Origin of the sequence: Streptomyces sp. NBC_00086 (assembly GCF_026343255.1) — a bacterium.
GTDB lineage: Bacteria > Actinomycetota > Actinomycetes > Streptomycetales > Streptomycetaceae > Streptomyces.
Window position 1 is genome coordinate 4446406 of the sequence record NZ_JAPELZ010000001.1, and the last position, 18095, is coordinate 4464500.

Genomic DNA, 18095 nt, shown 5'->3' on the forward strand with positions numbered 1-18095 from the left:
GTCAGCGGCCACCAGGAGCGCAGGCAGCAGCACCACCGGCAGCAGCCGCCTGAGCGCCACCGCGGCCGCCGCTTGATCCACTTGGCTCATCGGACGTGACCCGTGAGCGTGCCACCCCGCCCCTTACGGGCGGGGTGGCTTGATTTGACGGGTCTCGGACACATCCCTGATGTCAAGGCAGTGTCCTAAACACCCGTCACTCGGTTAGATGAGTGTGGACACCAGAACGCCAGGGTTCGACGACCAGCCCGCGCTGAGCATGGTCAAGGTGCCGTGCGACCCCGCACAGGTCATCGTCAACCACGCCAGCTTCCGCGTGCGGCTCGCACCGAGCCCCAGCGCGCGTCCCAGGCCCTCGGGCGCCTCCGGGCTCGCCCCGGCACTCGGCGGGGCCCTCGCGGCCGCCGGAGCCGGCGCCGCACGCCGCCGCCCCGTCGTCTGGAGCGGCAAGTCCGCCCCCGGCGACGCCGCCGCCAGCGCCGCCATGGGCGGCCTGCTCCAGGCCGTACGCGATCACGGGCGCGCCCACGACGGCCACGCGGAGTACGACGGCGGGGCCACCCAGACGATCCCGCGCGTCGACCTCGCCCACGACCTCGCGGACGACACCCTCGCCACCCCGACCGTCATCGGGCAGCGCAGCCACGGCGACCCGGCCGAGACCCGGCTGCAGCCCGTGGTGGGGGGCCTCTCCCACTCCCACGAGGCCTACGACGCCGCCTACTCCGAAGGCAGCGGATCGGCGGACTCCCGCCGCGCCCAGGGCGACGCCCGCGCGCAGGCCTCGTACTACCCCGGCCGCCGCATGAACCTCGGCGTCGTGCTGCTCCCGCTGCGCGTCTTCCTCGGGTTCATCTCCATCTACGCCGGCATGGGCAAGCTGTGCGACCCCGTCTACTTCGACGGCGGCGAGCGCGGCTCCATGGTCACCTGGCTGCAGACCCTGCAGCCGTGGGCCCTCGCCGAACCGCTGCGCGACTTCGCACTGGCCCACCCGGTCGGCGCCGGCCTCAGCGTGGCCTTCCTCCAGGTCATCGTGGGCGTCCTGACGGTCTTCGGCCTGTGGCAGCGGTTCGCCGCCTGCTTCGGGGCCCTGCTGTCCGCCGCGCTGCTGATGACGGTGAGCTGGAAGACCGTCCCCGCCTACGACGCGCCCGACATCATCTACCTCGCCGCCTGGAGCCCGCTGATCATCGCCGGCGCCCCCGTCTACTCCCTGGACGGCCGCCTCGCGAGCGAGGCCTGGCGCACGCTCGGCCCGCGGTCCGAGGTCTGGCGGCTGCGCCGCCGGGTCCTGCGCCGCGGAGCCATCATGGCCAGCGTCATCTGCGGGCTCACCCTGCTCATCGGCTCGCTCCTCGGCGGCGCCGTCCGCTCCACCACCGTGGTCACCGTGCCCGGACCGGGCGAGGCCCCGAGCAACTACCTTCCCGGGCGGCCCCTGCCGCGCTCCCCGAAGCAGCAGCAGCCCGTGAGCCCCAGCCCCGGTCAGGCTTCGAAGCGGGCCGTGCAGCCCTCGGCCGGAGCCTCCTCGCCGGCCGCCAAGACCGGGCGCGGGGCCGCCGGTTCGAGCTCCCCGACGGCCGGCTCCGGCTCGCCGAGCGCGACCCGCGGCACCACCAGCGGCACCAAGTCCCCGCGCAGCACCCCCCGCCAGTCCACCCCGCAGAAGCCCCCGGCCAGCTCCACGGGAACGAGCGGCGGCGGTTCCACCGGGGGAACGGGGAGCACCGCACCGTCGAAGCCCGACCTGCTGGGCGGACTGCTCGGCGGCTGACGGGCACGGCGACAGCGAAGGCGAAGGCCCGGTACGCGAGAGCGTGCCGGGCCTTCTTCGTGTGCGGGGACGGTGCGGGGCGGCCGGTGCGGGGCCGTGCCGGCCGTGTGCCGCCGTGCGGGCCTGTACGGGCGCGTGTGGGCCCGTAGGGGCAACGGGAGGCGCTACGGGGCGTTCTGCGCGGCCAACTCCCGTGCCGCCTCGGTGAGGTCCTTCGCCGTGTCGATCGCCCGCCAGTAGGCCCCCTGGGGCAGCGGGAAGCCCGCGAGGCGCCGCTCACGGGCCAGGCGCGGGAAGGTGGTCCGCTCGTGGTCGCCCAAGTCCGGCAGCAGGGCGGCGAATTCGGGACCGAAGACGTACACGCCGGCATTGACCGGGTACGGGGACTGCGGCGCCTCGATGAAGTCCAGTACGTGCCCGTACTCGTTGATCTCCACCACCCCCCACGGAATCCGCGGCCGGGCCAGCGCGAGCGTGGCCGTGGCCCCGCGCTCGGCGTGGAAGGCGGCCATCTCGCGCAGCGAGAAGCGGGTCCACACATCGCCGTTGGTCGCGTACCAGGACCGGTCGGGGTGCGGGAGGTGCCGGGCGGCGTACTTCAGACCGCCGCCCCGGCCCAGCGGCTCGTTCTCCACGACGGTGGTCACCCGCAGCGGCAACGGGGCCTCGGCCAGCCACTGCTGGAGCACCTCGGCGAGGTGCCCGCAGGAGACCACGGCGTCCGTCACCCCCTCGGAGGCCAGCCACGCGAGCTGGTGCCCGATGATCGGCATCCCCGTTCCGGGGATCTCCACCATCGGCTTGGGGCGGTCGTCCGTATAAGGCCGCAGCCGCGAACCCTGGCCCCCCGCCAGGACAACGGCCTGGGTCGGGGAAGCCGGGAACGCGGCCGCGTGGGGTCGGTCGGAACGCTCGGAGCTTTCGGAACGCTCGGAATCGGTCATGTTCTTCGTGTCCGGGTGCTGAAGGGCGTGCGGCGGCGGCCGTCAGCCCATGGAGGCGACGCCGGACGCGTACGCGGTGTCGCACACGGGCCGCGCGTACGACTGGGCCTTCGTGGGCCCGTAGGCGTCCACCGCGGCCCGCCCGAGCGCGCGCGCGATGCCCACGCAGTGCTCGGCGAGGGACGGCCGCCGGTCGACCTCCTGCTGGAGGTGGGTCAGGACGTCACCAGGCTGCTCGCCCTGCTGGATCTCGCTCAACAGCTTGTCGCGCAGCACGTCCTGGGCGGCGCGCGGCTTCGCGGGGACGGAGACGTCCTCGGCGGACGCGGTCAGGATCTGGGAGGGGGTGTTGTCCGCCCAGGGGACCATGGTGACCGCGAGGGTCCCGGACAGGACCAGGACGACGGGCAGGACCAGGGCGAGGGATCGGCCGATACGGCGGGCAGTGTGGGTCACGAGGGCGAGAGTAGCGCTCGGTGAAGATATGGCGACATTTAGTCACCCGGTCGGGGGATGGTTCGACGTGGCTTTTCGAATTAAGGGTTGACGCTTGGGGCCGAATGGCCCGATCTGCCGGACCTCGCACCGGACTTCGCGCCGTACCTCGGACCGGAACCCGGACCGGAACTCGCGCCGAAGGGGCGCCCCTTGACGGGACGCCCCTTCGGCGGATGTGCGCGTACGGGTCAGCCGGAGAGGCGGGCACCCGAGGAGGTCGAGAAGACGTGGATCTCGTTGCCGCGCGGCACCACGTGCAGCGTGGAGCCCTTCTCGGGCACCTGGCGGCCGTTCACGCGCACCACGATGTCCTGCGAACCCTCGGAGTGCGAGGTCGAGCCGTAGACGTACCCGTCGGCGCCCAGCTCCTCGACGACGTTCACGGTGATTTCCAGGCCGCCCGTTTCGCCGATGTCGAAGTGCTCCGGGCGCACGCCCACGGTGACCGTGCGGTCGCCCGCGTCGGCGGCGGCGGACAGTGCCTCGCGCGAGACCGGGACGACGCTGTCGCCGAACTTCACGCCGCCGTCGGTGATCGGGACCTCGACGAGGTTCATGGCCGGCGAGCCGATGAAGCCGGCGACGAAGAGGTTCGCCGGGCGGTCGTACATGTTGCGCGGGGTGTCGACCTGCTGCAGCAGACCGTCCTTGAGGACCGCGACGCGGTCGCCCATCGTCATGGCCTCGACCTGGTCGTGGGTGACGTAGACGGTGGTGATGCCCAGGTCGCGCTGGAGGGCGGCGATCTGCGTGCGGGTGGACACGCGGAGCTTGGCGTCGAGGTTCGACAGCGGCTCGTCCATGAGGAACACCTGCGGCTTGCGCACGATCGCGCGGCCCATCGCGACGCGCTGGCGCTGACCGCCGGAGAGCGCCTTCGGCTTGCGGTCGAGGTACTGGGTCAGGTCCAGCATCTTCGCCGCGTCCTCCACCTTCTTGCGGATGGTGGCCTTGTCCTCGCCGGCGATCTTGAGCGCGAAGCCCATGTTGTCGGCGACGGACATGTGCGGGTAGAGCGCGTAGTTCTGGAACACCATCGCGATGTCCCGGTCCTTGGGCGGCAGGTGCGTGACGTCGCGGTCACCGATGCGGATGGCGCCGCCGTTGACGTCCTCCAGGCCGGCCAGCATGCGCAGCGAGGTGGACTTGCCGCAGCCGGAGGGGCCGACGAGGACGAGGAACTCGCCGTCCGCGATCTCCAGCTCCAGCTGGTCCACGGCGGGTTTGTCGCCGCCGGGGTACAGACGGGTCGCCTTGTCGAAAGTGACAGAAGCCATGGTGATGAATCCCTTCTACCGGCAGGAACGTGCCGGACGATCCGAGTGGAAGGTCTAGTCCAGTGGACTGGACTCGGCCCGACGCTACCCGCCCGCGCGGCTCCTGTCAGCACCTGGGCGGGGGTGACTTCCCCGACGTCCCGCGATGGCCCCGACGGCTGTCAGTGCCGGCTGCTTTGATCACGACCATGACCATCTACGACGTGACCCGCGCGCTGCCCGACATCGAGACGCTGCGCGACCGCTGCCGGGCGATGGCGGCGCTGGAACTGGTGATCAGCGGCGAGGAGGACGACGGCTACTTCGCCTACGACCCGGAGTGGGGCCCGGGCGAGGAAGTGGCACTGATGGACAACGGATCGGGCGACGACTACGCGATCGTCTTCACGGCGGACGGGGTCTTCGGGCACGGCTTCGACCACGAGTCGGTGATGAGCCCGTGGGGGGACGACGAGGCGAGGCTGTGGCCGGGCCTGACCGACGGCATACCGGAGGCCTTCCGGCCGTACCTGACGGAGCCGGCGTTCTGCGTGGACGGCGTGTTCAACGCCACCGCGGTCTTCTGGCGCGAGACCGGCGACGCGCAGTGGCGTACGGGCAAGGTGGAGTTCCCGGAGGGCAAGTCCGACCCGGACGGCGCGGACTACCTCTTCGAGCTGCTCGTGGCGGGCACCCCGGAGGCCTACCGCGACTTCGCCGAGGACTACTACGAGACGGACCTCCCGCTGGAGGCGATCCGCCACGTGTGGGAGCTGCGCCCGCTCACCCAGGCGGTCGTGGACGCCCTGAACCCGGGCCTTCCGCTGGCGGCGGTGGCGCCGAGGGTGGCGCGGGCGGGGTATCCGGGGGTGTGAGGGGGGCCGCCGACGGCGGCCCCGGACACCGGAAAGTTCTTCGCTGAGGGGTCGGGGCGATGTGTAGAGTGAAGGCGATTCCGTGCCTTGCGCAGAGTCACCACGCCTCCTTAGCTCAGTCCGGCCAGAGCAACGCACTTGTAATGCGTAGGTCGTCGGTTCGAATCCGACAGGGGGCTCCATCCCAGGTCGGAAGCTTGTCGGCCCAGGGGATTCGTGCAGAGGCGAAAAGGCCCCGGGTGATCACCCGGGGCCTTTTCGCATGCCCTCAGTGGCGGCCCGAGATGCGGTCCGCCAGGCGGGCCAGGGGGGTTGTCGTCGGGGTGTGGGTGGTGGATTCCCGGCGGTCGGCCTCGCGGTAGGCGGCGTAGAGGGCCTGGACGCCCAGCCAGCGGAAGGGTTCCGGTTCCCAGCGGCGGACTCGGTGGTTGACCCAGGGGAGGGTCGTGAGGTCCGTTGTGGCACCCAGGACCAGGTCGCGGAGGGTGCGGGCCGCGAGGTTGGCCGTGGCCACGCCGGAGCCCACGTAGCCTCCGGCCCAGCCGAGGCCCGTCGTGGCGTCGAGGGTGACCGTGGCGCACCAGTCGCGGGGGACGCCCAGGACGCCCGACCAGGCGTGGGTGATCTCCACGCCGGTGAGGACCGGGAAGAAGGAGGTGAGGAGGTCGGTGAGGGACGTGATCGTCGCGGGCTGGGTGCGGCCGTCGTTGTCGGTGCGGGAGCCGTAGCGGTAGGGGACGCCGCGGCCGCCGATGGCGATGCGGTCGTCGGCCGTGCGCTGGGCGTACATGTAGGCGTGGGCCATGTCGCCGAGGGTGGAGGCGTCGGACCAGTTGAGTTGGGACCAGGTCTCCGGGGGGAGGGGGGCCGTGGCGATCATCGAGGAGTTCATCGGGAGCCAGGAGCGCTTCTGGCCCTTGAGGGCGGCGGTGAAGCCCTCCGTGCAGCGCAGGACGTACGGGGCGCGGACGGTGCCGTACGGGGTGAGGGCGCGGCGCGGGGCGATCTCCGTGACGGGGGTGGACTCGTGGATGACGACGCCGAGGCGTTCGCAGGCGGCGGCCAGGCCCTTGACCAGCTTCAGGGGGTGGATGCGGGCTCCGTGCGGGGTCCAGGAGGAGCCCACGGCGTCCGCGATGTTGATGCGGGCGCGGGTGTCGGTGGCGTCGTAGAGCTCGCGGTCCGTTTCGCCGAAGGCGAGTTCGGCGGTGTGGAAGGCCTTGAGGCGGGAGAGCTGGGCCGGGGTGCGGGCCACTTCGAGGACTCCGCCGCGGTGGATGTCGGCGTCGATGCCTTCCTTGGCGGCGGTGTCGATGACCTCGGTGACGGTCTCGTTCATGGCGTGCTGGAGGCGCTGGGCGGCGGGGCGGCCGTGGAGGGTGGCGTAGCGGTCGCGGCCGGCGATGCCGTTGTAGAGCCAGCCGCCGTTGCGGCCGGAGGCGCCGTAGCCGCAGAACTTCTGCTCCAGGACGGTGACGCGCAGGTCGGGGGCGGCGGTTTTGAGGTAGTACGCGGTCCACAGGCCGGTGTAGCCGCCGCCGACGATGACGACGTCGGCCGTGGTGTTGCCGGTGAGCGGGGCGCGGGGTGGGTGGGCGTGGGCGGTCTCGTCCGTCGCGTACCAGAAGGAAATTCCGCCGTTGATCGTCATGGGGGAGTTGGTACACGGGGTTGCGGAGGGGTGTCCAGCGGCGTGACGTCGTGTTTTGGGGGCTGAGGGGTGGCCGAATGGCTGATGTGGGCGGTGCGGATCCTTCTTAGGGTGGGGCGGGGATTTTGTTGGGTTTTTGTATGAGAGGTACTGGTTCGTATGGCGCGGGTTGTGGTGGCAGGACGGCTGGTCGCGGCGGTCGCGTCCGTGGCCCTGCTGGGCGGGGCGGTCGTCGGGTGCGGGTCAGGGACGGGCGGGGGAAAGGCCGTGGCCGCCTCCGAGGTTCCGGTGCGGACCAGTCCGATCGCCGGGCAGCTCGCGGGACTGCCCGCGGCGGTGGACGGGGCGAAGATCGTCGTGGGGAAGCCGGACGCGCCGCGCACCGCGCAGGTGCTGGTGGATCCCAAGTGCGGCCACTGCGCGCGGTTCGAGGAGGCCGGCGGGGAGTCGCTGCTGAAGCTCGCGGTGGCCGGTCAGGTGAAGATCGAGTACTTGTTGGCCTCGTTCCTGGACCGGGACGGGGCGAGCGGTTCGGTCAAGGCGGTCAACGCGCTGCGCGCGTCGGCGGACTCGGGGAAGTTCGCGGAGTTCCACGCGGCGGTCTTCGCCAGCCAGCCGAAGGGGAAGTTCACCGACGAGCTGCTCCTGAGGATCGCGGACCGGGTACCGGGGCTGCGCGGGGCTGAGTTCGATGCGGCGGTGAAGGACCAGAAGTACAAGGGGTGGGTCGCCGAGGCGGAGAAGGGCTTCGAGGCGACGGGTGCGCAGGCGACGCCGATGGTGCTGGTCGAGGGGAAGCCGGTGGGGTCGAAGGACGGGTCGCTCTTCGACGCGGGGGCGTTCGTGGGGGCGTTGAAGGGTGTCGGGATCGGGGCCTCGGCCTAGGCCTGGGCCCTTGCCTGGGCTTGGGCCTGGGCTTGGGCCTGGGCTTTGGCCTGGGCTTGGGTCTTGGCCGTCTCTTTCGGATCGCGCCCGGCCGCCGTCCGTGGGCTGCGGCCGGTGCGGCCGGTGTGAGGTGCTGGGAGGGTCGAACGGCGCTTCAGGTGGGTCCAATTGACGCTTGGTCAGGCGTGATCGAATTCGAGCTAGAGTAGGTGTTTCCAGCCAACGCGCGCTCCCCGGGGGGATCCTTGCGTCTCAAGTCCAGCCTCGTCGCCACTGCGGCAGCTCTGGCCGCCATCCTCACTCCGCTCGTCGCCAGCCCCGCGGCCGCGGCCGGGACGGTCAGCGATGAAAGCATCTCGACCAACGCCTACTACGGGCGGGCGGTCATCCAGTGGAGGATCAACCCCTACCGTCTCGACCCGATAGCGCTCATCGCCGAGGACCGTGCGACCGACGGCTACGTCATCGGCATCCGCCTCGTCACCGGGGGCGAAATCGGCAACAGGACCTGGGCGATGCGGACCGTGCCCACCGGCCAGACGCGTGCCGAGTGGCGGACGTACTTGGAAGCCGGCTGGATCGACTACGCCTACTTCCAGGTCTGCAAGATCAAGGCCGGCAGCGGCGCGATCGCGAGTTGCCATGACTCGAAGGTGATGCACAACCCGTTCGACGACTCCAACATGTCGTAGGGCGCGCGACGAGGGGGTGTCACCCGGATGCGGGTGACACCCCCTTTCGCATGTTCTCGACCGTCTGCCCGGGGCCGGCCGGTCCCCTTTAGGGTCGGGCCATGGACGGTGCGACGGCGGGTGGTTCGGGCGGCTCGGGTGACTCGGGTGACTCGGGCGGGAGCGGGTTCGGCGGGGTTCCCGCGCCGTTCGCGCGGGCGCAGGTGCGCGACAACGGGGCGGCCGGGCGGGCCTTCGTCGACGCGTTGCCCGGGCGGGTGGCCGCCTTCCTGGAGCGGTGGGAGCTACGGGTGACCGGGCCCGGGATGCACGGGGTGACGGCCCTGGTGCTGCCGGTGGTGCGGGCCGACGGGACGGCGGCGGCGCTGAAGCTGCCGGCGCTGGACGAGGAGAACGCGGGGGAGCCGCTCGCGCTGCGCGCGTGGGCCGGGGAGGGCTGCGTACGGCTGCTGGCGGACGATCCGGAGACCGGCACGCTGCTGCTGGAGCGCCTCGACGAGACCAGGCCCCTGTCGGCGCTGGCCGTACGGGATTCCAGGCGGGCGGTGGAGGTCGTCGGCGGGTTGCTGGCCCGGCTGACGGCGGTCCCGGCGCCGGCCGGGCTGCGACGGCTCGGGGACCTGGCGGCGGGGATGCTGGAGGAGGTGCCGGGGGCGCTGGAGCAGCTGGAGCAGCTGGGGGGCGACCGGGAGCGGAGGCTGGTCGCGGACTGCGCGGCGGCGCTCGCGGAGGTGGTGGGGGAGCCGGGGGACCGGCTGCTGCACTGGGACCTGCACTACGACAACGTGCTGGCGGGGGGGCGCGAGCCGTGGGTGGCCATCGATCCGAAGCCGCTCGCCGGTGATCCGGGGTTCGAGCTGCTGCCGGCGTTGGTCAACAACTTCCGTGCGCGGGAGGTGCGGTGGCGCTTCGAGGCGCTCGCGGAGGTGGTGGACGCGGACCGGGAACGGGCGCGGGCGTGGACGCTGGGGCGGGTGCTGCAGAACTGCCTGTGGGACGTGGAGGACGGGGACCGGCCGGCGGAGGTGCAGCTGAGGGTCGCGGAGTCGCTGCTGGGGCGGGACGGGGGCAGGGGCGGGCGCGGGGGCTCGTAGGGTGCAGGCATGATCCGTAACGCCGTCCTCAGCGACGTACCCGTCATCCAGTCCATGATCCGCGAGCTCGCGGAGTACGAGAAGGTGCCGCACGAGGCGCGCGCCACCGAAGAGCAGTTGCGGGAGGCGCTCTTCGGGGAGCGGCCGGCGGCGTTCGCGCACCTCGCGGTGACGGAGGAGGGCGAGGCGGTCGGGTTCTCGTTGTGGTTCCTCAGCTTCTCCACGTGGCGCGGGGTGCACGGGATCTACCTGGAGGACCTGTACGTCCGTCCGGGCACTCGCGGCGGCGGCCACGGGAAGGCGCTGCTGCGGGAGTTGGCGCGGATCTGCGTGGAGCGCGGGTACGAGCGGCTGGAGTGGTCGGTCCTGAAGTGGAACGAGCCCACGATCGCCTTCTACGAGGCCTTGGGCGCGCGGCCGCAGGACGAGTGGTCGGTGTACCGGCTGACCGATGGGGCGCTGGCGGAGCTCGGCGGCGAGTAGGCGGGGGCGAGTAGGCGGAGACGCATAGCCGGGGGCGCCGGTCCTCAGGGTTCCAGGACGACCTTGCCGGTGGTGGCGCGGGTTTCCAGGTCGCGGTGGGCGGCGGCGGCTTCGGCGAGGGGGTAGCGCTGGAGGGCCGGGCGCAGGCGGCCGGTGGCGGCTTCGGCGAGGGCGCGGGTTTCGAGGAGGCGCAGAGGGTCTTCGCCGCCGGCGCGTTGGAGCATGGCGGGCCCGAGGACGTGCCGCGTGGTGACGCCGCGGGCGTCGAGGCCCGCCTGCTCGGTGTCGGTGAGGGTGAGGGGGCCGCCGGACCAGCCGAAGACGAGGTGGTCGGCGCCGTCGCGGAGCAGGCCGAGGGCGGTGCGGGCGACGGACCCCCCGACGGAGTCGAAGAGGACGGTGGCGCCGTCGGGATGGTGGGCGCGGAGGGTGTCGGCCCAGTCCGGGGCGGTGTAGTCGAGGGCGAGGTCGGCGCCGTTGGCGGCGGCCCGGGCGGTTTTGGCGGGGCCGCCGGCGAGGGCGACGACGGTGGCTCCGGCGTGGTGGGCGTACTGGACCAGCAGGGTGCCGATGCCGCCCGCGGCGGCGGGGACCAGGGCGACGGAGCCGGGGCCGAGCTCGGCGAACTGGAGGATGCCGAGGGTGGTGCGGCCCGTGCCGATCATGGCGACGGCGGTGGCGGGGTCGAGGCCGTCCGGGACGGCGTGCAGCCGGGAGGCGTCGGTGACGGCGTACTCGGCGTAGCCGCCGGGGGCGAATCCGAGGTGGGCGACGACGCTCCGGCCGAGCCAGGCGGGGTCCGTGCCGGGGCCGAGCGCGTCGACGGTGCCGGCGACCTCGCGGCCGGGGACGGTCGGCAGCTCGGGGAGGGGCGCGGGCGGGCCCTGGACGCCGCGGCGCAGGGCGGTGTCGAGGAGGTGGACGCCGGCGGCGGCCACGGCGATGCGGACTTGGCCGGGGGCGGGGACGGGGCGGGGGACGGACTCGTAGGTGAGGTTCTCGGCGGGGCCGAAGGCGTGGAGGCGGATGGCTTGCATCGTGGGTGGGGGTGTGGGTGTGGGTGGGGTCATGGGTGAAGCCTCGGACCTCAAGTGGGGTTGAGGTCAAGGGGTGGGTCAGGATGGGGGGATGGCGATGGCGCGGGACGGGCGGAAGACGCAGCAGCAGCAGCGGCAGCGGAAGCAGCAGGCGGTGAAGGCAGCGCGGCGGCCGGAGGTGCGGTTGCCGGAGCTCAGCGGGTGGGAGGACGCGGGGCCCGGGCTGGAGCCGGACGGGGACTACGACGGGCTGGAGCTCGTCGAGGTGGACCTCACGGGCGGGGACGGGCGGGGGGCCCGGTTCATGGACTGCGCGCTACGGCGCTGCGTGCTGGACGAGACCGGGCTGGCCAAGGCGCGGATCCTGGACTCGGTGCTGGACGGCGTCCGGGGGGTGGGGACGGACCTGTCGGAGGCCTCGCTGCGCGACGTGGAACTGCTGGACGCCCGGCTGGGCGGGGTCCAGCTGCACGGGGCGGTGCTGGAGCGGGTGCTCGTACGCGGAGGCAAGATCGACTACCTGAACCTGCGCACGGCGCGGCTCAAGGATGTGGTCTTCGAGGGGTGCGTGCTGGTGGAGCCGGACTTCTCGGGTGCGGTGATGGAGCGGGTGGAGTTCCTGGGCTGCGAGCTGCGGGGGGTGGACTTCACGGGGGCGCGGATGGCGGACGTGGACCTGAGGGCGGTCGCGGAGCTGGAGATCGCGCGGGGTGTGGAGGCGTTGGCGGGGGCGGTGATCAGTCCGGCGCAGCTCATTGGGCTGGCGCCGGCGATGGCTGCGCAGCTTGGGTTGAGGGTGGTGGGCTAGGCCGTCACCTTCGGATCCGGCCTGGTCCGTGCCGCCCGGCACCGGACCGGGTGAGCCCGGCTCTCTGCGCTTCGGCTTGGCGGCTTGGCCGGGTGGCCCTGCGGGGCTGTCCCCTACCCGCCCTTCCACCGTTCCCAGGGCTCCGCCCTGACCCGTCCGGCCCGGGCTGCGCCCGAGGCATTCGGGGCTCCGCCCCGGACCCCGGTCCTCAAACGCCGGACGGCTGGATTTGGCTCCGCCCGGACCTGTCGGGACCCGGGCTGCGCCCGAGGTTTTCGGGGCTCCGCCCCGGACCCCGGTCCTCAAACGCCGGACGGCTGGATTTGGCTCCGCCCGGACCTCGGTCCTCAAGCGTCGGGCGGTTGGATTGGGCTCCGCCCCGGACCCCGGTGTTCAAGCGTCGGGCGGCTGGGTTGGCTTCGGTCTGCTACGCCGGGACTCGGGGGAAGCGGGACTGGAGGGTCCAGATGATCGGGTTGTCGCCCAGGCCGTCGTGCATGTCGATGAGGTCCGCGATCACGTCGTGCAGGAAGTCCCGTGCTTCGCGGCGCAGCAGGCGGTGGCTGAAGGTGAGGGGGGCTTCTTCCGACGGCATCCAGTCGGCCTCGACGTCGACCCAGCCGAAGCGGCGCTCGAAGAGCATCCGGTCCGAGGACTCGGTGAAGTCGATCTCGGCGTACTGGCGGTTGGCGGCGCGGCTGCCGCGCGGGTCCTGGTCGAGCTGCTCGATGATGTCGCACAGCGCCCAGGCGAAGTCCAGTACGGGCACCCATCCCCAGGCTGTGGACACTTCCCGGTCCGCGTTGGTGTCGGCGAGGTAGACGTCCCCGCAGAACAGGTCGTGGCGCAGCGAGTGGACGTCCGCCGAGCGGTAGTCGGTCTGCGGGGGGTCGGGGAAGCGCCGGGAGAGGGAGTAGCCGATGTCGAGCACGTATCCGATGGTGTCACGTGCGGGGCGGGGGGTCTCCCGCGCGGGCCTTAAGGGGCCCCGTGGACGGTGCGGGCACGGGGATCAGAGTTGCTGATGCCCCCGGGGGGTGTCGGGTTCGCCGGATTAAGCTCGGCGCGTCCGGGGGGTCGTTCGTGGCGAGAGGGGACGGGCGTGGGGGGAGCCGGGGGACAGGGCGATGCCGGGGTGCTGCGGGAGCGCAACCGGCTCGCGGCCGAACTGCACGACACCGTGGCCCAGGGGCTGACCAGCATGCACCTGCTGCTCGACGCGGCCGACCGGGAGTGGACCCGGGAGCCGGGGCGGGCCCGGCTGCTGGTCCGGCAGGCGGCCGCCGCCGCGCGGGAGAACCTCGCCGAGGCCCGGCGGATCATCCGTGACCTGGCTCCGGTGGAGCTGGAGCGGGGGGCGGCGCTGCCCGATGTGCTGCGCGAGCTGTGCGCCGGGGTGGACGGGGCCCGGTTCCGGCTGGAGGGGGAACCCCGGCCGGTGCCGGGCAGGGTCGAGGGCGCGGTGCTGCGGGCGGCCCAGGGCGCCCTGGCCAACGTGCGCCGGCACGCGCGGGCCTCGGCCGTCGTGGTGACCCTGACCTACCAGCCGTACGTACTCGCCCTGGACGTGTGGGACGACGGCGTCGGGTTCGACCCGGCCGCCGCTGCCGGGCACGGGCACGGGCACGGGAGTCCGGGCGGGGACGGGCTGCGGCTGCTGCGCCGCCGCATCGGGTATCTGGGGGGTACGGCCACGGTGGAGAGCAGTCCGGGTGGGGGAGGGACGGTGGTGTCGGTCTGCGTTCCGGTGCCGCCGTTGGTGCTCCCGCTGCCGGTGCCCCCGCCGGTGACGAGACCGGGCCCGGGACCGGGGCCGGGATGACGCCCGTCCGGATCCTGTTGGTGGACGATCATCCCGTCGTGCGGGCCGGGCTGCGGGCGCTGTTGGGCGGGTGCCCCGAGTTCGAGGTGTGCGGGGAGGCCGCCGACGGGGGCGCCGCGCTGCGGATGGTGCGCGAGCTGCGGCCCGAGCTGGTGCTGATGGACATCCGGATGGGCCCGGGGATGTGCGGGGTGGAGACCACGCGGCGGATCGGGCGGCTGCCCGCGCCGCCCCGCGTGGTCGTGCTCAGCAGCTACGAGTCCGACGCGTACGTCGTACGGGCCGTGGAGGCGGGCGTGGCGGGGTACCTGCTCAAGGGGTCCCCGCCCGACCTGCTGTTCCAGGCGCTGCGGACGGTCGCGGCCGGGGAGTCGGCCCTGTCGCCCTCGGTGGTCTCGCGGCTGATGAACCGGTACCGGGCGCCGAGCGCGGCGCTGACGGCCCGGGAGACCGAGATCCTGGAGCTGATCGCGACGGGCCGCTCCAACCGGGAGATCGGCTCGGCGCTCTTCATCAGCGGGACCACGGTCAAGACCCACCTCGTGCACGTCTACGAGAAGCTCGGGGTGGAGAACCGTACGGCGGCCGTGCGCGCGGCCGTCGACCGGGGGCTCATCGGGCTGGGGTAGGGGCGACCGGCCGGCCGGGCCCCCCCAGGGTCGTGGGGTCAGTTCGGGTAGTTGATCTGGACCGCGGTGCCGTTGTACTGCCAGAGCGGCGAGAAGATGCGCTTGCGGATCTTCCAGACGCCCGCGGACCTCACGTACTCGTCGCGGTAGCGGATGCCGCGCACGACGACGGTCTCCGGGGCGGTGGCGGTGGCCGGGTACACGAGCTGGGCGGTGGCGTGGCTGTCGCCGGTCGCGGTGTAGCGGCCGGTGACGCGGATGTAGGCGTTGGCCGTGACGTGGGTGGAGTGGCCCCAGGCCGCCGCGCCGTCGAGGTTGGCGACGACCGCCTCGATGCCGGACTTGACGATGCCGGCGGTGCCGTCGGGGTGGGCCATCACGGTGAGGACGGCGTCGTCGGTGAAGAGGGTCCGGAAGACCGTCTTGTCCTTGGTGTCCACGGCGAAGAGGTAGGTCTCCAGCAGGCGGTTGATCGCCAGCTCGTCCTCCGCGGAACCCGCCGGGCCGGAGCCGTAGGAGGCGGTCGAAAGGTCCTCGGACGCGGCGCTGGCGGGCGCCGCGGAGGCGAGTGCGCCGAGCCCGGCTACGGCGGCGCCGGTGCCCAGCATGGTGAGCATGCGGCGGCGTTCCGGGGCGAAATCGGTGGTCGGCATGGCAGGTTCCTCTCGACACGGCTGCTTGCGCCCGGGCCGGCTCGGGGTGGTCCGGGCACTGACGAGCCTGTCGTGTGGCCGCCCGCGGGGGATCGGCGCGGCGTACGAGCGCGATCTCGTACGGATGGACGATGCCGACGGCCCCCGCCTCAGGGAAGGAGGCGCTGCTCCTTGGCCACCGAGACCGCGCCCGCGCGGGTGTCGACGCCGAGCTTGTCGTAGATGCGGCCCAGGTGGGTCTTGACCGTCGCCTCGCTGATGAACAGGGCGCGGGCGATGTCGCGGTTGCCGAGGCCGCGGGCGAGCTGGCCGAGGATGTCGAGCTCACGGTCGGTCAGGGTGGGCCGGGTGCCGCGCATGTGGGCCATCACGCGGCTGGCCACGGGGGCGGAGAGGGTGGTTCGGCCCTGGGCTGCGGAGTGGATCGCGGCGAACAGCTCCTCCGGGCGTTCCGCCTTCAGGAGGTAGCCCGTGGCGCCCGCGCCGATGGCCCGGGTGATGTCCGCGTCGGTGTCGTACGTGGTCAGGACCAGGACGTGCGGGGGCTTCGGGGCGGCGGTGATGCGGCGGGTGGCCTCCACGCCGTCGATGCCCTCGCCGAGCTGGAGGTCCATCAGGACCACGTCGGGGCGGAGTTTGGCCGCGAGCGCGACCGCTTCCTCGCCGCTGCCCGCCTCGCCGAGCACCTCGATGTCCGGCTCGCTGCCGAGCAGGGCGAGCAGGCCGGCGCGGACCACGACGTGGTCGTCGCAGAGGAGGATCGTGGTCATGGGGTGGTCTCCAGGGGGATCGACGCCGACAGGACAGTGCCCTCGCCCGCGGTGGATTCGATGGTCAGGTTGCCGCCGAGCTGGCGGACGCGGGCGCGCATCGCGGGCAGGCCGTGGCCGCGTTCGGCGGCGGCGGAGCGGAGCGGGGTGAAGCCGTGGCCGTCGTCGGCGATGTCCAGGACGACCTGGTCGCCCAGGAAGCTGAGGGTGAGGGCCGCGGTACGGGCCCCCGAGTGCTCCCGTACGTTCGCCAGCGCGCCCTGCGCGATGCGCAGCAGCGCCTGCTCCGCGCGGTCGGGGAGGCGGACCGTCGCGCCCTCCAGGTGGAAGCGGACCTCGATCTCCGGGCCCGCGTCCAGCGCGCGCAGGGCGTCCGGGAGGCCGGCGCCGCCGGCGAGCTCGCGCGGCGCGAGGTCGTGCACCAGGCGGCGGGCCTCGGCGAGGCCGCGGGCGGTGATGTCGGTGGCGGTACGGATGTGCGTGCGGGAGGTGCCCGGGTCGGTGTCCCAGGTGCGTTCGGCTGCTTGGAGGAGCATCTGCTGGCTGGACAGGTGCTGGGCCAGGGTGTCGTGGATCTCCATCGAGAGGCGCTGGCGTTCGGCGAGGGTGCCGGCGCGGCGTTCGGTGGCGGCCAGTTCCCGGCGGGTGCGGATCAGGTCGTCGATCAGGGTGCGCTGGGCTGCCGCCTGGCGCTCCATGTGGACGAAGACGGCGGTGGCGAGGGCGGCGACGGCGGGCGGGGCGAGGAGCAGGTTGGGGTCGAAGGGCTCGCCCGAGCCGGAGGTCTGGGCGAGGCGCAGCTGGGCCGCCACGACGAACACGGTCAGCAGGGCCACGAGGACGACGGCCGCGCGGGGCGGGAGGGTGCGCAGGGCCGTGTAGAAGAGCGGGACGGCGCACCAGGCGAAGCTCGGCGCGAGGACGACGAGGACCACCCAGACGGCGACGACCAGGCCGAGCCAGAGGAGGCGGCGCAGGGTGGGGGCGGCGCCGAGGGCCGGGCCGAGTACGTAGAGCAGGGCCAGGGTGATGCCCAGGGCGATGATCCACGGGGTGCGGGGTTCGTCGGGGTGGCGGAGGAGGAAGCGGGCTACCGAGGCGCCCAGGAGGAGGAAGAACGCGGTGTGCATGACCGTGGACAGGGCGCGGGTGTCTTGTGGGGGTGGGGTGATTGCCCTGTGGCTCCGCGGGCCGGGTGGGCTCGGCGGGCCTGGCGGGCCTGGCGGGCCGGGTGGGTGTGCGCTGGTCACGGGGGTGCTCCTGGGGGTGGTGCGTATGTCCATGGTGCCGGTTTTCGGGGGGTGCGGGTGGGTGGCGCTGCGCGGGGGTGTCCCCTACCCGCCCTTCCACCGTTCCCAGGGCTGCGCCCTGACCCGTCGGGCCCCGGGCTGCGCCCGGACCCCCTGGGGCTCCGCCCCAGACCCCGGTCCTCAAACGCCGGACGGCTGGGAGGGGGACCGGAAGGTTAGGTAAGCGGGTTGTGGGGGGAGGGCGCATCAGCCGATCGGTTGACCCTGGGGTCAACCGGTGGGGGGCGGGTTCGGAGCCGGTACGGGGACGGGGTGGTGGGGGTGGCGGGGAGAGGCTTGGAGCAACGGCAGGACAGCCCGCCGTGCCGACGTTCACAGGAGCAGCAGACATGAACACCCGCACCCGCGTTCTCACCGGTACCGCCCTCGCCGTCGTCCTCGGCGCCGGAGCCCTCGGCGCGGTCAGCGCCAACGCCGCCCCGGCCTCGGCTCCGGCCGCCGCCCCCGCCGCCGTCGCGAAGAAGGACGGCGACAAGAAGAACTTCACCACCTCCACGCACCTCACCATCGACGCCGCCACCCGCGCCGCCCAGGCCGCGCTGCACGCCGCCGAGCAGGAGAACCAGAAGGTGACCGTCGCGGTGGTGGACCGCAACGGCAACACCATCGTCACGCTGCGCGGCGACGGCGCCGGCCCGCAGTCCTACGAGTCCGCGCAGCGCAAGGCCTACACCGCCGTGTCCTGGAACGCCCCGACCTCGGTGCTCGCCGGCCGCCTCGCGCAGGCCCCGAACCTGAAGGACATCCCCGGCACCCTCTTCCTCGGTGGCGGCACCCCCGTCCAGGCCGAAGGCGCCCCGGTCGCGGGCATCGGTGTCGCGGGCGCGCCCTCCGGCGACCTGGACGAGAAGTTCGCCAAGGCCGGCGTGGACGCCCTCGCCAAGTAGAGGTAGGAGTCGAAGGGGGTGGAG

General features: G+C 73.0%; 19 protein-coding genes and 1 tRNA gene. 11 read left to right on the forward strand and 9 right to left on the reverse strand.

The features are described 5' to 3' along the window. The first annotated feature begins 208 nt into the window (after positions 1 to 208). Positions 209 to 1777: a DoxX family protein gene (locus OG276_RS19965; RefSeq protein ID WP_266907351.1), complete on the forward strand. Its 1569-nt coding sequence runs from the start codon at positions 209 to 211 to the stop codon at positions 1775 to 1777. 164 nt (positions 1778 to 1941) lie between these two features. Here the strand turns inward: OG276_RS19965 and OG276_RS19970 are convergent, their stop codons facing one another. From OG276_RS19970 to OG276_RS19980, 3 genes are all read right to left on the reverse strand, one after another. Then, positions 1942 to 2721, reverse strand: coding sequence for a nucleotidyltransferase family protein (locus OG276_RS19970; protein ID WP_266907353.1), 780 nt, complete (start codon positions 2719 to 2721; stop codon positions 1942 to 1944). Positions 2722 to 2763: 42 nt separating this feature from the next. Next, positions 2764 to 3177, reverse strand: coding sequence for a hypothetical protein (locus OG276_RS19975; RefSeq protein WP_266907355.1), 414 nt, complete (start codon positions 3175 to 3177; stop codon positions 2764 to 2766). Positions 3178 to 3407: 230 nt separating this feature from the next. After that, positions 3408 to 4496 (reverse strand): ABC transporter ATP-binding protein, encoded by a 1089-nt coding sequence (locus OG276_RS19980; RefSeq protein WP_266878809.1) that lies wholly within the window; start codon positions 4494 to 4496, stop codon positions 3408 to 3410. Positions 4497 to 4684: 188 nt separating this feature from the next. Between OG276_RS19980 and OG276_RS19985 the strand changes: the two genes are divergently transcribed. Beyond that, positions 4685 to 5350, forward strand: a complete 666-nt coding sequence (locus OG276_RS19985) for a hypothetical protein (RefSeq protein ID WP_266907357.1) — start codon at positions 4685 to 4687, stop codon at positions 5348 to 5350. A 104-nt stretch (positions 5351 to 5454) separates the two neighbouring features. Continuing rightward, positions 5455 to 5532, forward strand: a tRNA-Thr gene (locus tag OG276_RS19990). 86 nt (positions 5533 to 5618) lie between these two features. Here OG276_RS19990 and OG276_RS19995 read toward each other — a convergent pair. Then, positions 5619 to 7001, reverse strand: a complete 1383-nt coding sequence (locus tag OG276_RS19995; protein ID WP_266907359.1) for an FAD-binding oxidoreductase — start codon at positions 6999 to 7001, stop codon at positions 5619 to 5621. Positions 7002 to 7160: 159 nt separating this feature from the next. Here OG276_RS19995 and OG276_RS20000 point away from each other — a divergent pair, with 159 nt between their 5' ends. The 4 genes from OG276_RS20000 (at position 7161) to OG276_RS20015 (ending at position 10155) form a co-directional block, all read left to right on the forward strand. Continuing rightward, a complete protein-coding gene (locus OG276_RS20000; protein ID WP_266907361.1) occupies positions 7161 to 7886 on the forward strand; it encodes a thioredoxin domain-containing protein in 726 nt (241 codons plus the stop codon). 245 nt (positions 7887 to 8131) lie between these two features. Next, on the forward strand, positions 8132 to 8578 hold the full coding sequence (locus OG276_RS20005; RefSeq protein WP_266907363.1) for a hypothetical protein: 447 nt from the start codon (positions 8132 to 8134) through the stop codon (positions 8576 to 8578). 101 nt (positions 8579 to 8679) lie between these two features. Next, entirely contained in the window at positions 8680 to 9672 is a 993-nt protein-coding gene (locus OG276_RS20010; protein WP_266907365.1) for an aminoglycoside phosphotransferase family protein, read from the forward strand. A gap of 9 nt (positions 9673 to 9681) precedes the next feature. Then, the gene (locus tag OG276_RS20015; RefSeq protein ID WP_266907367.1) at positions 9682 to 10155 is read left to right on the forward strand and encodes a GNAT family N-acetyltransferase; all 474 of its coding nucleotides are present in this window, start codon (positions 9682 to 9684) and stop codon (positions 10153 to 10155) included. Between the two features lie 44 nt (positions 10156 to 10199). On the opposite strand, the gene OG276_RS20020 is transcribed toward OG276_RS20015, so the two are convergent. Beyond that, positions 10200 to 11192, reverse strand: a complete 993-nt coding sequence (locus OG276_RS20020; RefSeq protein WP_266912945.1) for a zinc-binding dehydrogenase — start codon at positions 11190 to 11192, stop codon at positions 10200 to 10202. 97 nt (positions 11193 to 11289) lie between these two features. Between OG276_RS20020 and OG276_RS20025 the strand changes: the two genes are divergently transcribed. Beyond that, positions 11290 to 12000 (forward strand): pentapeptide repeat-containing protein, encoded by a 711-nt coding sequence (locus tag OG276_RS20025; RefSeq protein ID WP_266912947.1) that lies wholly within the window; start codon positions 11290 to 11292, stop codon positions 11998 to 12000. A gap of 427 nt (positions 12001 to 12427) precedes the next feature. Here OG276_RS20025 and OG276_RS20030 read toward each other — a convergent pair whose 3' ends face one another. Then, positions 12428 to 12931, reverse strand: coding sequence for a hypothetical protein (locus OG276_RS20030; RefSeq protein ID WP_266907369.1), 504 nt, complete (start codon positions 12929 to 12931; stop codon positions 12428 to 12430). A gap of 171 nt (positions 12932 to 13102) precedes the next feature. Here OG276_RS20030 and OG276_RS20035 point away from each other — a divergent pair, with 171 nt between their 5' ends. Both OG276_RS20035 and OG276_RS20040 read left to right on the forward strand, forming a co-directional pair. Further along, entirely contained in the window at positions 13103 to 13822 is a 720-nt protein-coding gene (locus OG276_RS20035) for a sensor histidine kinase (RefSeq protein ID WP_266907371.1), read from the forward strand. After that, positions 13819 to 14451, forward strand: a complete 633-nt coding sequence (locus OG276_RS20040) for a response regulator transcription factor (RefSeq protein WP_266907373.1) — start codon at positions 13819 to 13821, stop codon at positions 14449 to 14451. Before OG276_RS20035 ends, OG276_RS20040 begins: the two co-directional genes overlap by 4 nt. Positions 14452 to 14489: 38 nt before the next feature. Here OG276_RS20040 and OG276_RS20045 read toward each other — a convergent pair whose 3' ends face one another. From OG276_RS20045 to OG276_RS20055, 3 genes are all read right to left on the reverse strand, one after another. Beyond that, on the reverse strand, positions 14490 to 15104 hold the full coding sequence (locus OG276_RS20045) for a nuclear transport factor 2 family protein (protein WP_266907375.1): 615 nt from the start codon (positions 15102 to 15104) through the stop codon (positions 14490 to 14492). A gap of 149 nt (positions 15105 to 15253) precedes the next feature. Beyond that, entirely contained in the window at positions 15254 to 15874 is a 621-nt protein-coding gene (locus tag OG276_RS20050) for a response regulator transcription factor (RefSeq protein ID WP_266907377.1), read from the reverse strand. After that, the gene (locus OG276_RS20055; protein WP_266907379.1) at positions 15871 to 17004 is read right to left on the reverse strand and encodes a sensor histidine kinase; all 1134 of its coding nucleotides are present in this window, start codon (positions 17002 to 17004) and stop codon (positions 15871 to 15873) included. The genes OG276_RS20050 and OG276_RS20055 overlap by 4 nt, the downstream gene beginning before the upstream one ends. A gap of 509 nt (positions 17005 to 17513) precedes the next feature. On the opposite strand from OG276_RS20055, the gene OG276_RS20060 reads away from it, so the two are divergent. Continuing rightward, positions 17514 to 18071: a heme-binding protein gene (locus OG276_RS20060; RefSeq protein WP_266907381.1), complete on the forward strand. Its 558-nt coding sequence runs from the start codon at positions 17514 to 17516 to the stop codon at positions 18069 to 18071. Positions 18072 to 18095 lie beyond the last annotated feature (24 nt).

Bases quoted from the DNA above. Each gene is read 5' to 3' on its own strand.
- OG276_RS20050 (WP_266907377.1), bottom strand. From the start codon at position 15,874: ATGACCACGATCCTCCTCTGCGACGACCACGTCGTGGTCCGCGCCGGC.
- OG276_RS19970 (WP_266907353.1), bottom strand. From the start codon at position 2,721: ATGACCGATTCCGAGCGTTCCGAAAGCTCCGAGCGTTCCGACCGACCC.
- OG276_RS20055 (WP_266907379.1), bottom strand. From the start codon at position 17,004: ATGCACACCGCGTTCTTCCTCCTCCTGGGCGCCTCGGTAGCCCGCTTC.
- OG276_RS19995 (WP_266907359.1), bottom strand. From the start codon at position 7,001: ATGACGATCAACGGCGGAATTTCCTTCTGGTACGCGACGGACGAGACC.
- OG276_RS20060 (WP_266907381.1), top strand. From the start codon at position 17,514: ATGAACACCCGCACCCGCGTTCTCACCGGTACCGCCCTCGCCGTCGTC.
- OG276_RS20040 (WP_266907373.1), top strand. From the start codon at position 13,819: ATGACGCCCGTCCGGATCCTGTTGGTGGACGATCATCCCGTCGTGCGG.
- OG276_RS20025 (WP_266912947.1), top strand. From the start codon at position 11,290: ATGGCGCGGGACGGGCGGAAGACGCAGCAGCAGCAGCGGCAGCGGAAG.
- OG276_RS20020 (WP_266912945.1), bottom strand. From the start codon at position 11,192: ATGCAAGCCATCCGCCTCCACGCCTTCGGCCCCGCCGAGAACCTCACC.
- OG276_RS20000 (WP_266907361.1), top strand. From the start codon at position 7,161: ATGGCGCGGGTTGTGGTGGCAGGACGGCTGGTCGCGGCGGTCGCGTCC.
- OG276_RS19965 (WP_266907351.1), top strand. From the start codon at position 209: ATGAGTGTGGACACCAGAACGCCAGGGTTCGACGACCAGCCCGCGCTG.
- OG276_RS19985 (WP_266907357.1), top strand. From the start codon at position 4,685: ATGACCATCTACGACGTGACCCGCGCGCTGCCCGACATCGAGACGCTG.
- OG276_RS19980 (WP_266878809.1), bottom strand. From the start codon at position 4,496: ATGGCTTCTGTCACTTTCGACAAGGCGACCCGTCTGTACCCCGGCGGC.
- OG276_RS20015 (WP_266907367.1), top strand. From the start codon at position 9,682: ATGATCCGTAACGCCGTCCTCAGCGACGTACCCGTCATCCAGTCCATG.
- OG276_RS20010 (WP_266907365.1), top strand. From the start codon at position 8,680: ATGGACGGTGCGACGGCGGGTGGTTCGGGCGGCTCGGGTGACTCGGGT.
- OG276_RS20045 (WP_266907375.1), bottom strand. From the start codon at position 15,104: ATGCCGACCACCGATTTCGCCCCGGAACGCCGCCGCATGCTCACCATG.